This window comes from Pseudomonas sp. CFII68, from assembly GCF_000416195.1.
Lineage (GTDB): Bacteria > Pseudomonadota > Gammaproteobacteria > Pseudomonadales > Pseudomonadaceae > Aquipseudomonas > Aquipseudomonas kilonensis.
Genome location: NZ_ATLN01000124.1, coordinates 46,129 through 58,407 on the forward strand (window position 1 = coordinate 46,129; position 12,279 = coordinate 58,407).

Below are 12,279 nucleotides of genomic sequence, written 5' to 3' on the forward strand. Positions count from 1 at the left end.
GCCGTAAACGCCAACCTGTTGACCGCAAGCGCCAATCGTCATGACTGAACCGACCTCCCTCGCCAGCTGGACCCGCGCCCTGCGCAAACAGCTCGATGCGCTGGGCCTGGACAGCCATGCCTTGTGCGTAGAAGCCGGCCTCGACCCGCAATGGATGGACGACCCGAACGCCCGTTACCCGCTGTCGGCCACCACGCGTTTGTGGGCATTGGCCGTACAGGCCAGCGGCGACCCGGCCATCGGCCTGCGGGTGTCGCGCTTCGTCAGCCCCACCACGTTTCACGCGCTGGGTTATGCCTTGGTGGCCAGCGGCAGCCTGCGGGAAGTATTCGAGCGGATCGTGCGCTATCACCCGGTGGTCAGCGATGCGCTGACCCTGCAATTGAACCGGGGCGAAGACCGCTACCGCTTCAGTCTCGAGGTGCCGCCGGGCCGACCGGCGCCAGCCTTCGAAGCCATCGACGCGTTCACGGCGATTTACGTGCGCACCTGTCGCAACCGCCTCGGCCGTGATTACGCACCGCTGGCGGTGTACCTGCGGCGCCCGGAACCGGCGGACCCCAGCCCCTGGCACAAGGTGTTCCGCTCGCCGGTGCATTTCGGCGCCGACCAGGATTGCCTGGAGTTCAACCTCAGCGACTTCGACAGCCACCTGGACGACGCCAACCCGGAACTGGCCGAACACAACGAAACGGTGCTCGAACGCACCCTCGCCCAGCTCAAGCCACTGACCTGGGAACGCAAGGTACGCGCGGCCATCGAGGCCCAACTGCCCGAAGGCGAGCCCAGCGCCGAACGCATCGCCCAGGCCATGCACCTGAGCCTGCGCAGCCTGCAACGGCACCTGGCCGACGAAGGCTGCCGCTTCGACACACTGCTCAACGAGTGCCGGGAGAATCTGGCGCTGCTGCACCTGCGGGATCCAAACTGCTCGCTGAGCGAAGTCAGCTATCTGTTGGGTTTTGCCGATGCCAGCAGCTTCAGCCGCGCCTTCAAGCGCTGGACCGGGATGACGCCGGGGCAGTTTCGGGATGGGTTGCGCTAGGGATTTGGGTTTGTTGCACTGGCCCTATCGCGAGCAAGCTCGCTCCCACATTTTATCCGGGGTGCACACAAATTCTGTGGGAGCGGGCTTGCTCGCGAAGACGGCAGCACAGTCAACATCCCAGCCAACAGACCCACCGCTTTCGCGAGCAAGCCCGCTCCCACAGATACTGGGCCGGACCTCAGGTTGTGGTCAGGGCCCGCAACCGCTCGATGTCGAGGATTTCGATCTCGCCGTAACCCAGGTGCAGGATGCCCTGGGCCTGCAGGTCCTTGAGGATCTGGTTGGTGGTCTGGCGTGACAGCGCGAGCATCAGCGCCAGTTGTTCCTGGGGCAGTTGCAGGACCCGCCGCGGCGGTTCGATTTCGCCGTAGCCTTCGGCGATCAGCAGCAGGCGGTGGGCCACGCGGGCCGGGGCGGGCATCAGGCTCAGGTGTTCGAGGTTGATGAAGGTCAGGCGCAGTTTGTGGCTCATCAACAATGCCAGGTGCCGCCAGTAGATCGGCTGCTCTTGCAGCAATGCCAGCAACGGCGCCTGGGGCACATGCAGCAGCGTACATTGACCGACAACCACCGCATCATGAGTGCGCGGCTGGCCATCGAACAGGCAGATTTCACCGAACCAGTGGGGCGCCTCCACCACGCTCAGCAATGCCTCCTTGCCCTGTTCGTTCACCGCACCGACGCGCACCGCGCCTTCCAGCACGGCATACAGCCCACACGGTGGGTCGCCGCGCTGGAACAGCCGATGCCCCGGCGGCAGGCGGCGCACCCGCGCCATGCCCAGCAGACTATTCTGTAACTCAGCAGGCAGATGGCTGTACCAGTGGCTGGCCATCAGGTGCGAGTGCCAGGGATGCGAATTCATGGAAACTCCGGGACAAGTGTCGGCTAACTGACAGAACGCCTTGTGGTACCTGGGCATCATGCAGGCATCACCTCAGGAGGAACAACAATGAAAAGCCTCGTCGATCATCTCAGTCAATACGCTGCCTATCACCGCGACCCGCGCAACATCGCCAGCCATTTCATCGGTATCCCGCTGATCTTCGTTGCCGTCGCCGTGCTGCTGTCACGGCCCGGCTGGCCAGTGGGCGCGGTGCTGGTGTCACCGGCGCTGCTGGTAGCGGTGGCCAGTGCCTGGTTCTACCTGCGCCTGGAGTTGCGCCTGGGGGCGCTGATGACGGTGCTGCTGGGCCTGGCGCTATGGCTGGGCCAGGTGCTCGCCGCGCAAAGTACCCTGGTGTGGCTGGGCAGTGGCCTGGGGATGTTCGTGGTGGGCTGGGTGATCCAGTTTGTCGGCCACTACTACGAAGGCCGCAAGCCGGCGTTCGTCGACGACCTCACCGGACTGATTGTCGGGCCGCTGTTTGTGGTGGTGGAAGCGGGCTTCCTGCTGGGGCTTCGCGGCGAACTGAAGCGAGCCATCGAAGAGCGCGCCGGTCCGGTAGCCTTGCGCAACCAGCGCTCGGCCGCCTGAAAACAACGCAATACCCCGCCTGCCCCCCTTGTTGGAGCGAACCTGTGGGAGCAAGGCTTGCCCGCGATGGCATCGCCTCGGTCGATCAGCTACACCGAGGTGTTTGCATCGCGGGCAAGCCTTGCTCCCACAAGCCCGCTCCCACAAAAGTTAGGCCTTAGCGCTCAAGTTACAGCGCACCAAACTCGACCCGTATCGTCAGCGCGCCGGTGTTATCTTTCAAGCCAGACCCGTACTGCCCGGTCAGGTCATCGTTGATGCACAGTTGCAGTTCGCCTTGCTGGTCGCCCGGAACCTGCCCCAGATCCCCCACCAGGAACGGCTTGCCACCATCGCCCACGCGACCGATCAAGGCACCTTCGGCGGCACCGGGCAAGGCATAGCTGCTGTAGTCGATGTGCCTCGAACCGCCATTTCCATCGACATTGCCGCCCTGCGGACTGGCACACCATAGCCCGCTGACGTAGCGCACCAGGCGCGGTACCAACCCGTTGACCAGCACGCCAGTGCCCTGCCAGGCGATGTTGGATTGGACCTGCATCGTCACCACCCGCAGGTCATTGGCCAGCGTATCCCCGGCCTGGAACGACAGCGCCGCAATCGTCAGGCTCGGGTTCGAGGTGCCGGTGCTGGGGAACACGCCATCGCCCACCAGGAACAGGTTCTTGTGATCCCAACTGCGCTGGTACTTGTCCACGACGGACTTGGTGGGGTCATCACCCATGCGATAGGTCCCCATCAGGTGGCCGGCGCCCTGGAAGCTGTAGGGCACGCCTTCGTAGGTAAAACGTCCAGGTTCGATGATGTGCGTCAACTCCTGGGCACCGAGCAGGTTCTCGATGATATGCGTCGCCAGTACTTTCGCCTGCTGGAAACCCTTCTTGGTGTACTCGGACAGGCCGTAGTGGATTTCCGGTCGCGGGATGCCGAGCCGGTCCGTGTATTCGGCCGAGGGCACGATGTAGCATTGCGGGTGGTCGGGATCCTTCTCGAATTTGGTCGAGGCCACGACCTGGCATTCCGAGAGGTCGGAATCCTCCTCGACCTGCTCAACCAGGAAACCGATCCGGAACTGGCGGGTGAAGACGTCGTTGAGCTTTCGTACCAACGCCGTTCCGGATAGCAATTGATTGCTCGGGTTGGCGCCGCCATTGTTCTTCCCATCGATAAAGTCAGCGACCGTGGTGTAGGGATCACCGGCCGGCCAGTTCCAACCTTCGTTGCCAATCTCGATACGCCACGCCGCACGATCGCTGCGAAAGGCACCATCGCGCAGGCTTTCGATGCCGGCCGTCGATAGCGGTCCCCGGTAGGGGAAAATCGCCTTGCCCTCGGGCATCAACCCCCACGCCAGATAAATGGGATGGTCAGCCAGGTGGCGCCCCACGTGCCCGCTGCTGTTGGCCACGCCGGATTGCAGTAGCAGCTTCGGTGTTTCGATCGCATGGGCGGCGATCACATAACGTTGTCCTATTGCCACGCCGGTTCCAGTGACGGGGCCATCTTCCAATTGATATTGCTTGAACTCGATGCCATTGACGTTGCTATCAGTGCCCACGGTTACTTTGCTGGCCACGGTTCGATAAAGCACTCGCACCTTGCCCGTGGCCAAGGCCTTGTTCATGGTCACGGTGGCGTCGTACTTGGCCTGGATCGGGCAGATCGGCGTGCAGTTGGTATTGCCGGCGCATACCCGGCGACCGGCATAAGGTTGAGAGTTGCGCCCGGCCGGCGTCGGGCTGACCACCAGCGGCAAGCTATCGAACGTCTTCCCCGTGACAGCCGTGACAAAGCTGCCATCGACCAGCGACAACGGAATGCTGCGCATCGGGAATGCATAACCCTCAGGAAAGGTCATGCCCAGATAGGCTTGGTCGGCGACGTTGGCCGACACACCGATTTCCGCTTCCGCCCGGCAGTAGGCGCTTTGCAGATCGTCATACCCTATTGGCCAGTCAACCCCGACACCATACTTGGACCGCAGGCGAAAATCGTTCGGCACCATGCGCAGACAGGTTCCGACCCAATGCCATGTCGTGCCGCCACCCACCCGTTCGTAAGTGCTTGCAAAGGGCACCCGGCTTTTTTGGACCAAGTAGCTGACCGCAGGGTTGTTCCAGTTGCCATTGAGCAGATCGGCAATGGTCGCCCGTGGCGCGTTCAGTTCGGCCGGCCCCTTGAGATGTGGGTCCAGTGTCGTGCTTGGGGGATAAGGGGACTCAGGGGTTTTCAGTGTCGCGGTATAAAAACGCTCCAGATACTGGGCACGATTGACCGGTATCTCCGGCCCCGACTCGAGTACCAGCACATCAATACCGGCCATGCCCAACTGATAGGCAATGATGCTACCGGCCAGACCTGCGCCAACGATCACCACTTCGGCTTTTTCGGTACTCATGACAACGCTCCTTGCTGTCCGTTAGCGGATACGCCGGTCAAATCTTCAAGGCTGGAGGGCGCGCTGTTCCAATACCCAAAAAACGATTCGCTGTAGCCCATCGGGTGGGCCTGGGCGATCTTCCAGGCCCAGCTGTTGACGTAGGCCTGATCGGACACCACCGCCGAATCATCTTTCTTGAAAGGCGCCATATCGAACGGTTGATACCAGACGCCCAACAACCACAATTTCATGATCGAGCGCGCAAGTAGCACGGTGTGTGGAATCGTCGGTTGCATGTTGAACTTCAGTATCTGCTGGGCGATCTGGTCGGACGGTACATGGTCCGCCGCCAGCGTGGCGTATTGAGTCAAGAGCGCGTTGAGCACATCGGAAGGAACTCGCGCAGTGACGTAATCGAGAAAGATCGGCGGCAAACCGACCTGGTCGATCTGCGGTGCCAGACGATCGGCCGAGATGCCAATCAGGGCCGATGACAGGCCTACGAAATTATCCAGATTGCTGCTCATTGCTTGGCTCCTTGTCCACTGGTGGACTGTGCGCGTTCGAGCAAATAGGTGAAATCCGCAAAGCTGGTGCGTGCCGATTCGGTGACATGGGTGGCCGCATTGCCGTGGCACGCCATGCAACTGGAAGACGCCTGGGGCACAGTGCCCTGGATGTAGGTCTCCAGCGTGGCGTTGGCCAGGAACAACGGCGCCGGACTGCCCAGCGGGTTGGCGGCCGATATCTGGCAGTTCTTGGGTGGGTCCGAGGGCCACTGGGTACTGATCAGTTGATAGTTCGCCCAGACGCTCTGCTGGTTCACCTTACGCAACAGCTCTTGATACGTAGCGTTCAGTTTTCTGGTGGCCTCGGTGAGCGGCACGTCGCGCACGATCTGCGAGGGAGTAGCCTTGACCGCTGGGTTCCATGGCCGTGGCGGCGGCTGGTTGATGTCGCTTGTGCTGGCTGCGTTGTAGAACAGATAAGGCCCCGTCCGCTGGGCAACGGGCGTGGTTTTTTCCGGCACGTTTTTTACATGCTCAAACGTTGACCAGACCCATTGCGCCGCGCTGGTGGTCTTATGGACCATGTGCAATCCCACCAACCCGACCGGCTCGGACACGCACGACTCCGCGACAATCGGCCCATGGCTGGGGTCGTTGTTCCCCGGGGTGTAGACCAGCGCGTCGACGGTGTGAAAATCCTGCCGATTGTCGTGGGGGCCCAGCACTTTCCACGACGCCTTCACCATCACCGCACCGACCTGTTGGGTTTTGGTGGAGCCACAACTGAACGCCACGGTGTTGTTCGCATTGGCGGCAAAAAATTTCTGCTGGCCTTCGATGCTGTACAGGCCGTTATCGACGATCCCGTTGAACATAGATTGGTTGACCACGATTTCGTTGCGCGTGTAGGTGCCGTTCTGGTCCACCAACGGGCCGCTCTCGAAGGGCTGGATAAATTCATCCAGCACATCGGGCACCTTGCCCATTTGCTGCAACAAGCGACCGGGCTTGAGCGACTTGCACGCTTCAGGCAGGGTCGCCGGGGCGTTCCAGGGCAGCGGGGCCTGGCCCTTGGCGCGGAAAATCTGGTAGCTCTCTTTCCAGCTTTCCCACACCGTGGCGCCATCCTGCTTGCCGATGGAGGTGCCGGTATTGGGATCGCCGTTATCCAGCGCTGGCCAGTTCAGAGCAATGAAGGTCTGCCACGACAGCTCATCGAAATTGGCTTGCAGGCTGACCAGTGAAACCGGGGTGGTCACGGTGACATCGAAGGGTATCTGGGGGGACAACGAAGGGGCGCCGCTGGCGGCCGGAGCCAGCAAGACGCCTAACAATGCACAGCCAAGCGGGCCATGCCGACTGACTTCCACTCTCATGTTTTCTCTCCTTGGCATCAGGGCACCAGGAGAGATAACACCGGTCCGTCATGGACTCTCACTTGCCTCCTGGCCTGTCAGAGTCTAGGTAGGGTTTGGGCGGGGAAAAGGTGTTGGCGTAGAACCAATCGAAACAAGGGTGGGCGGGGTTATTCAGATTCGGATCGGGGTGTCAGTGAGGACGCCATCGCGAGCAGGCTCGCTCCCACAATGGATCTGCGTCACACACAAATCCCCCTGTGGGAGCGAGCTTGCTCCGGGCGGCGTTCCGACGATGCTTTTTGCTTTTAGAGGTTGGCGACCTTCTGCCAGACCTTGGGCTTGAAGAACAGCGTCTCGCCCTTCGCCAACCCCACCAGGCTGTCATGGTCCTTCACCACTTCCGCTTCGATCAGCTCGCTCTGGCCTTCCACCTTCAGGGTCACCCGAGTGGTGGCGCCGAGCGGACGGATGTCGCGCACTTCGGCGGCGTGGTGGTCTTCCAGCTCCGAGCGCGACAGCGAGACTTCGTGAGGGCGGAACAGCACATGCCGGTCCTCACCCAAGTGCAGGCGGTTCGAGTCGCCGAGGAAGTGATACACAAAGTCGCTGGCCGGGTTTTCGTAGACATCGCCCGGCGAGCCGATCTGCTCGATCACGCCTTTGTTCATCACCACGATCCGATCAGCGACTTCCATGGCCTCTTCCTGGTCATGGGTCACGAACACCGAGGTCAGGTTGATGTCCTCGTGCAGCCGCGCCAGCCAGCGGCGCAGTTCCTTGCGGACCTTGGCATCGAGGGCACCGAACGGCTCATCCAGCAGCAGTACCTTGGGCTCCACCGCCAGGGCGCGGGCCAGGGCGATGCGCTGGCGCTGGCCGCCGGACAGCTGCTCCGGGTAACGGTCGGCGAGCCAATCCAGTTGCACCATGTTCAACAGCTCATGAACCTTGGTCGCGATCTGGCTTTCGTTCGGACGCTGGTGCTTGGGCTTCATGCGCAAGCCGAAGGCCACGTTGTCGAACACCGTCATGTGTCGGAACAAGGCGTAGTGCTGGAACACGAAACCGACGTTGCGATCGCGCACGTCGTGGCCGGACACGTCCTCGCCGTGGAACACGATGCTGCCTTGGTCCGGGGTCTCGAGGCCGGCGATGATCCGCAGCAGAGTGGTCTTGCCGCAGCCCGACGGGCCCAGCAGCGCCACCAACTCGCCGCTCTGGATATCCAGGCTGATCTCGTCCAGGGCCCTGAACGCGTTGAAATTCTTGCTGACGTTACGGACTTCGATCGACATGACTTATTCCTCCGCGGCGCTGGCGCGCAGGCGGTTGATTCGGTTTTCGCTCCACTGCTTGAGCAGCAGGATGAAGAGCGCCAGGATCAGCAACAGGCTCGCCACAGCGAACGCGGCCACGTGGTTGTATTCGTTGTAGAGGATCTCGACGTGCAGCGGCAGGGTGTTGGTCACCCCGCGAATGTGCCCGGACACCACCGACACCGCGCCGAACTCACCCATGGCCCGGGCGGTACACAGCACCACGCCATAGATCAGGCCCCACTTGATGTTCGGCACAGTGACATGCCAGAACATCTGCCAGCCATTGGCGCCGAGCAGGCGCGCGGCCTCTTCTTCCTGGGTGCCTTGTTCCTGCATCAGCGGGATCAGCTCACGGGCCACGAACGGTACAGTGACGAAGATGGTCGCCAGGACGATGCCCGGCAGCGCGAACACGATCTGGATGTCGTGATCCGACAGCCACGGCCCGAACAGGCCCTGGGCGCCGAACATCAGCACGTAGACAAGACCGGCGATCACCGGCGACACCGAGAACGGCAGGTCGATCAGCGTCACCAGCATGCTCTTGCCACGGAATGAATATTTGCTCACGCACCACGCGGCACTGACGCCGAACACCAGGTTCAGCGGCACCGAGATCAGCACCGCAACCACCGTGAGTTTCAACGCCGACAGTGCGTCGGGTTCAAAGATCGCCGTGAAGAACGCCCCCAGCCCGAGCTTCAGGCCCTGGGATACCACGATGAACAGCGGCAACAGCAGAAACAGCGCAAAAATCAGCCAACCAAGACCGATCAACACGCGCCGCGACGTCGCACTGCCGCGGCGGGCGGCGTTGGTGGAGGCCGCGGAAATAGACGATTGGGACATGTTCGCGCCTCCTTATGGGGTTTCGATGCGCCGCTGCAACAGGTTGATCAGCAGCAACAGGACGAAGGAAACCACCAGCATCAGCACGCCGATGGAGGTGGCGCCGGTGTAGTCGTATTGGTCGAGCTTGACCATGATCAGCAGCGGCAGGATCTCGGTTTTCATCGGCATGTTGCCGGCGATGAAAATCACCGAACCGTACTCGCCCACGCCACGGGCAAACGCCAGGGCGAAGCCGGTCAACCAGGCCGGCAACAACGCCGGCACCAGGATGTGGCGGAACACCTGCCATGGCTTGGCGCCGAGGCAAGCGGCGGCTTCTTCGACTTCACGGGGAATATCGGCCAGCACCGGCTGCACCGTGCGCACCACGAACGGCAGCGTCACGAAGGTCAGCGCCAGGGTGATGCCCAGCGGCGTATAAGCGATCTTGAAGCCCAGGTCGGTGGCGAACTGGCCGACCAGGCCGGTCGGCGCATACAAGGCCGTCAGGGCAATACCGGCCACGGCGGTGGGCAGGGCGAACGGCAGGTCGATCATCGCGTCGATGATCTTGCGGCCGGGAAAGGTGTAGCGCACCAGCACCCAGGCCAACAGCGTACCGATCACGCCGTTGATGATCGCGGCGTACAGCGCGGTGCCGAAACTGAGTTTCAAGGCCGCCAGCACCCGCGGCGCCGAAATGATCGCCCAGAACTGTTCCCAGGTGAGTTGGGCGGCATGCACAAACATCGCCGCCAGGGGTATGAGCACAATCAGACTGAGGTACACCAGGGTGTAGCCCAGCGTCAGCCCGAAGCCGGGTATGACGGGGGATATGCGACGCGACATATAGGTCCTTGGTTAAAAACACTAAACATGGAAGCAAGACTGGGTGGGAGCAAGGCTTGCCCGCGATAGAGGCGACTCGGTTTCTGAAGGACCGCATCGCATCCATCGCGGGCAAGCCTTGCTCCCACAAAATCCCCTCACCACAAATTCGGTGTCTGGCTTTAGCTTTGTTTCAGCTTACTGCGCCTGATAGATCTGGTCGAACACGCCGCCATCGTTGAAGAATTTCGGCTGGGCGCTTTTCCAGCCGCCGAAGTCCTTGTCGATGGTCACCAGCTCCACCTTCGGAAATTGCCGGGCGTACTTGGCGGCCACGTCCTTGTCACGCGGGCGATAGTAGTTTTTCGCGGCGATTTCCTGGCCGGCCGGGCTGTACAGGTGCTTGAGGTAGGCTTCGGCAATCTCCAGGTTGCCCTTCTTCTCGGCGTTCTTGTCCACCACCGCCACGGGCGGTTCGGCGAGGATCGACAACGACGGTACGACGATGTCGAACTTGTCCGCGCCGCCGTCCTCTTTCAGCGCCAGGAAGGCTTCGTTTTCCCAGGCCAGCAACACGTCGCCCTGACCGTTGTTGACGAAGGTAATCGTCGAGCCACGGGCACCGGTGTCGAGGATCGGCACGTGCTTGAACAGCGCCTGCACGTATTCCTTGGCCTTGGCTTCGTCACCGCCGTTGGCCTTCAGGCCGTAGGCCCAGGCGGCGAGGAAGTTCCAGCGGGCACCGCCGGAAGTCTTCGGATTCGGAGTGATGACCGACACGTCATTCTTGATCAGGTCGCCCCAATCCTTGATGCCCTTGGGGTTGCCCTTGCGCACCAGGAACACGATGGTGGACGTGTAGGGCGTGCTGGCTTCCGGCAGGCGTGTTTGCCAGTCCGCCGGCAGGGACTTGCCCAGCTTGGCGATTTCATCGATGTCGCCGGCCAGGGCCAGGGTCACCACGTCGGCCCGCAGACCATCGATCACCGCCCGACCTTGCTTGCCCGAACCACCGTGGGACTGCTGGATCTTCACGCTGTCGTCCGGGTGCGCTTTCTTCCAGAAACTGGCGAATTCGGCGTTGTAATCCTGATAAAGCTCACGCGTCGGGTCGTAGGACACGTTAAGCAGCTCGTAATCCTTGGCGACGGCGGAACCGGCAAAAACAGCACTGGCCAGCGCGGCCAGGGCATAACGACGAATGGACGACATGGTGAAAGCTCCTGGAATTCTGGTTTCTTATGGCTTCTGAATATCGAGTGACGGGTAGAAAAGATCGCAGCCTTCGGCAGCTCCTACACTCAGCCCCCGTAGGAGCTGCCGAAGGCTGCGATCTTTTGTTTTTTCAAGACGACTTATGACTGGGTTGTTGCAGCCGGAATTTTTCCTTGCGCTCGATCTGGACCACCTGCGCGTTGTGCACGGTGATTTCCACTGCCCCAAAGCGTAGATCGCGCAACGCGCTCTGGATCTCGCGCAAGATGGTTGCTTCGTCCTGGCCGTCAACGCTACGTAGAGATGCGCTCATGCTGCTGCTCCTTTGAATGAATGCCTGGCAGTGGGCGGCACTGCTTGCGGCGTGGGAGCAATACTAGATAAAGGCGGATATTCTTAAAAAGACTATTTAAGAATTTTTATATAACCAAAATTACATAAAGTAGCCGACGTCCTACGGCAGGGGTGATTGGGGGCTTTTTACCTGCCAAATCCTCGGAGATTTCCTTCAAGACGTAGGGGTGTGCATGAACTAGGCACCCTGGTTTTGCACCGCTAACCTTGGTTCGTCATCGCAAAAAACGGTGATACGGACGTGCAAGTCCGGACTGGTACGCAATTGCTTATGGCTATTGACCGAGCATTTTTTTATGCTCGCGAATCGTTATGGCAATTGTGCGTGGGAGGCCTTCGGGCCTGCCGGCGGTACCGGACCGGTCTTGCACACCTACGTACAGTTGCCACCTCTCTCGACTGTGCAAGCGAAGCGGTGTTGGCTCCTGAAAACTTCGGAGTACAACTATGTTCAAAGCAACTCCGAATCCGCCGCAAAACGGCCACAAATCCCGCGTCCAAGCGCAGGAAGAAAAAAAGCTCGATGACGCCGCCACCCGCGCCCTCGACTACTACCTCAACCCCAAGCCCGCCTCACCGCCAGAACCCGACAGCACCAAGCTGTTCATCGTCGCCCCCCACATCGACACCGAAACCTTGCTGGCCAACGCTTCCGAAGACCTGCTCTCCATCAGCACCATCGCCGCCGACCTGGCTGACGACGTGGATGACTCACGCCGCTGTGTCGCCCTGGCGATCAGTCGCATGGCCGATGGGGTGCAGTTGTTGGTTGAGCGGGCGTTGGATCATTTGGAAACCAAGGAGATGGCGGCGCCTGGTGCCAAGGGGTAGAGCTTTGCATTGATGCAAGCTGAACCGGCGCCATCGCGAGCAGGCTCGCTCCCACAGGGGGAATTGGGTTGTCGCGGATACCACAGTCAACCCAAAACAACTGTGGGAGATTCTATGGTACGGGGCTAC

At 61.1% G+C, this 12,279-nt stretch carries 12 protein-coding genes; 3 read left to right on the top strand and 9 right to left on the bottom strand.

Annotated features, from left to right (window positions below; all coding sequences use genetic code 11):
• Window positions 1-40 precede the first annotated feature (40 nt).
• Window positions 41-1,045, top strand: coding sequence for an AraC family transcriptional regulator (locus CFII68_RS02715; RefSeq protein ID WP_018613233.1), 1,005 nt, complete (start codon window positions 41-43; stop codon window positions 1,043-1,045).
• A 181-nt stretch (window positions 1,046-1,226) separates the two neighbouring features.
• Here the strand turns inward: CFII68_RS02715 and CFII68_RS02710 are convergent, their stop codons facing one another.
• Window positions 1,227-1,913 carry a Crp/Fnr family transcriptional regulator gene (locus CFII68_RS02710; protein ID WP_018613235.1) on the bottom strand — a complete coding sequence of 229 codons (687 nt, stop codon included), beginning with the start codon at window positions 1,911-1,913 and terminating at the stop codon, window positions 1,227-1,229.
• An 87-nt stretch (window positions 1,914-2,000) separates the two neighbouring features.
• Here CFII68_RS02710 and CFII68_RS02705 point away from each other — a divergent pair, with 87 nt between their 5' ends.
• Complete coding sequence (locus CFII68_RS02705) at window positions 2,001-2,525, top strand: DUF962 domain-containing protein (RefSeq protein ID WP_014335950.1); 525 nt, start codon at window positions 2,001-2,003, stop codon at window positions 2,523-2,525.
• 169 nt (window positions 2,526-2,694) lie between these two features.
• Here the strand turns inward: CFII68_RS02705 and CFII68_RS02700 are convergent, their stop codons facing one another.
• The 8 genes from CFII68_RS02700 to oscA all read right to left on the bottom strand — a co-directional run bounded on the left by CFII68_RS02700 (window position 2,695) and on the right by oscA (window position 11,278).
• Window positions 2,695-4,923 carry a GMC family oxidoreductase gene (locus tag CFII68_RS02700; protein WP_018613238.1) on the bottom strand — a complete coding sequence of 743 codons (2,229 nt, stop codon included), beginning with the start codon at window positions 4,921-4,923 and terminating at the stop codon, window positions 2,695-2,697.
• On the bottom strand, window positions 4,920-5,432 hold the full coding sequence (locus CFII68_RS02695) for a hypothetical protein (protein ID WP_018613240.1): 513 nt from the start codon (window positions 5,430-5,432) through the stop codon (window positions 4,920-4,922). Before CFII68_RS02695 ends, CFII68_RS02700 begins: the two co-directional genes overlap by 4 nt.
• On the bottom strand, window positions 5,429-6,790 hold the full coding sequence (locus CFII68_RS02690; protein WP_018613242.1) for a hypothetical protein: 1,362 nt from the start codon (window positions 6,788-6,790) through the stop codon (window positions 5,429-5,431). Before CFII68_RS02690 ends, CFII68_RS02695 begins: the two co-directional genes overlap by 4 nt.
• Window positions 6,791-7,077: 287 nt before the next feature.
• Window positions 7,078-8,067 (bottom strand): sulfate/molybdate ABC transporter ATP-binding protein, encoded by a 990-nt coding sequence (locus CFII68_RS02685; protein WP_018613244.1) that lies wholly within the window; start codon window positions 8,065-8,067, stop codon window positions 7,078-7,080.
• A 3-nt stretch (window positions 8,068-8,070) separates the two neighbouring features.
• Window positions 8,071-8,940: a sulfate ABC transporter permease subunit CysW gene (cysW, locus tag CFII68_RS02680; protein WP_003196505.1), complete on the bottom strand. Its 870-nt coding sequence runs from the start codon at window positions 8,938-8,940 to the stop codon at window positions 8,071-8,073.
• A 12-nt stretch (window positions 8,941-8,952) separates the two neighbouring features.
• Window positions 8,953-9,771, bottom strand: coding sequence for a sulfate ABC transporter permease subunit CysT (gene cysT, locus CFII68_RS02675; protein ID WP_013692011.1), 819 nt, complete (start codon window positions 9,769-9,771; stop codon window positions 8,953-8,955).
• Window positions 9,772-9,948: 177 nt separating this feature from the next.
• The gene (locus CFII68_RS02670; protein ID WP_018613248.1) at window positions 9,949-10,962 is read right to left on the bottom strand and encodes a sulfate ABC transporter substrate-binding protein; all 1,014 of its coding nucleotides are present in this window, start codon (window positions 10,960-10,962) and stop codon (window positions 9,949-9,951) included.
• 133 nt (window positions 10,963-11,095) lie between these two features.
• A complete protein-coding gene (gene oscA, locus CFII68_RS02665) occupies window positions 11,096-11,278 on the bottom strand; it encodes a sulfur starvation response protein OscA (RefSeq protein ID WP_018613250.1) in 183 nt (60 codons plus the stop codon).
• A 488-nt stretch (window positions 11,279-11,766) separates the two neighbouring features.
• On the opposite strand from oscA, the gene CFII68_RS02660 reads away from it, so the two are divergent.
• On the top strand, window positions 11,767-12,150 hold the full coding sequence (locus tag CFII68_RS02660; protein WP_018613251.1) for a DUF6124 family protein: 384 nt from the start codon (window positions 11,767-11,769) through the stop codon (window positions 12,148-12,150).
• The last annotated feature ends 129 nt before the right edge of the window (window positions 12,151-12,279 follow it).

What these genes read in the sequence shown, in the direction of transcription:
- CFII68_RS02670 (WP_018613248.1), bottom strand. Translation starts at nt 10,962, where the DNA reads ATGTCGTCCATTCGTCGTTATGCCCTGGCCGCGCTGGCCAGTGCTGTT.
- cysT (WP_013692011.1), bottom strand. Translation starts at nt 9,771, where the DNA reads ATGTCGCGTCGCATATCCCCCGTCATACCCGGCTTCGGGCTGACGCTG.
- CFII68_RS02715 (WP_018613233.1), top strand. Translation starts at nt 41, where the DNA reads ATGACTGAACCGACCTCCCTCGCCAGCTGGACCCGCGCCCTGCGCAAA.
- cysW (WP_003196505.1), bottom strand. Translation starts at nt 8,940, where the DNA reads ATGTCCCAATCGTCTATTTCCGCGGCCTCCACCAACGCCGCCCGCCGC.
- CFII68_RS02710 (WP_018613235.1), bottom strand. Translation starts at nt 1,913, where the DNA reads ATGAATTCGCATCCCTGGCACTCGCACCTGATGGCCAGCCACTGGTAC.
- CFII68_RS02685 (WP_018613244.1), bottom strand. Translation starts at nt 8,067, where the DNA reads ATGTCGATCGAAGTCCGTAACGTCAGCAAGAATTTCAACGCGTTCAGG.
- CFII68_RS02690 (WP_018613242.1), bottom strand. Translation starts at nt 6,790, where the DNA reads ATGAGAGTGGAAGTCAGTCGGCATGGCCCGCTTGGCTGTGCATTGTTA.
- CFII68_RS02660 (WP_018613251.1), top strand. Translation starts at nt 11,767, where the DNA reads ATGTTCAAAGCAACTCCGAATCCGCCGCAAAACGGCCACAAATCCCGC.
- CFII68_RS02705 (WP_014335950.1), top strand. Translation starts at nt 2,001, where the DNA reads ATGAAAAGCCTCGTCGATCATCTCAGTCAATACGCTGCCTATCACCGC.
- oscA (WP_018613250.1), bottom strand. Translation starts at nt 11,278, where the DNA reads ATGAGCGCATCTCTACGTAGCGTTGACGGCCAGGACGAAGCAACCATC.
- CFII68_RS02695 (WP_018613240.1), bottom strand. Translation starts at nt 5,432, where the DNA reads ATGAGCAGCAATCTGGATAATTTCGTAGGCCTGTCATCGGCCCTGATT.
- CFII68_RS02700 (WP_018613238.1), bottom strand. Translation starts at nt 4,923, where the DNA reads ATGAGTACCGAAAAAGCCGAAGTGGTGATCGTTGGCGCAGGTCTGGCC.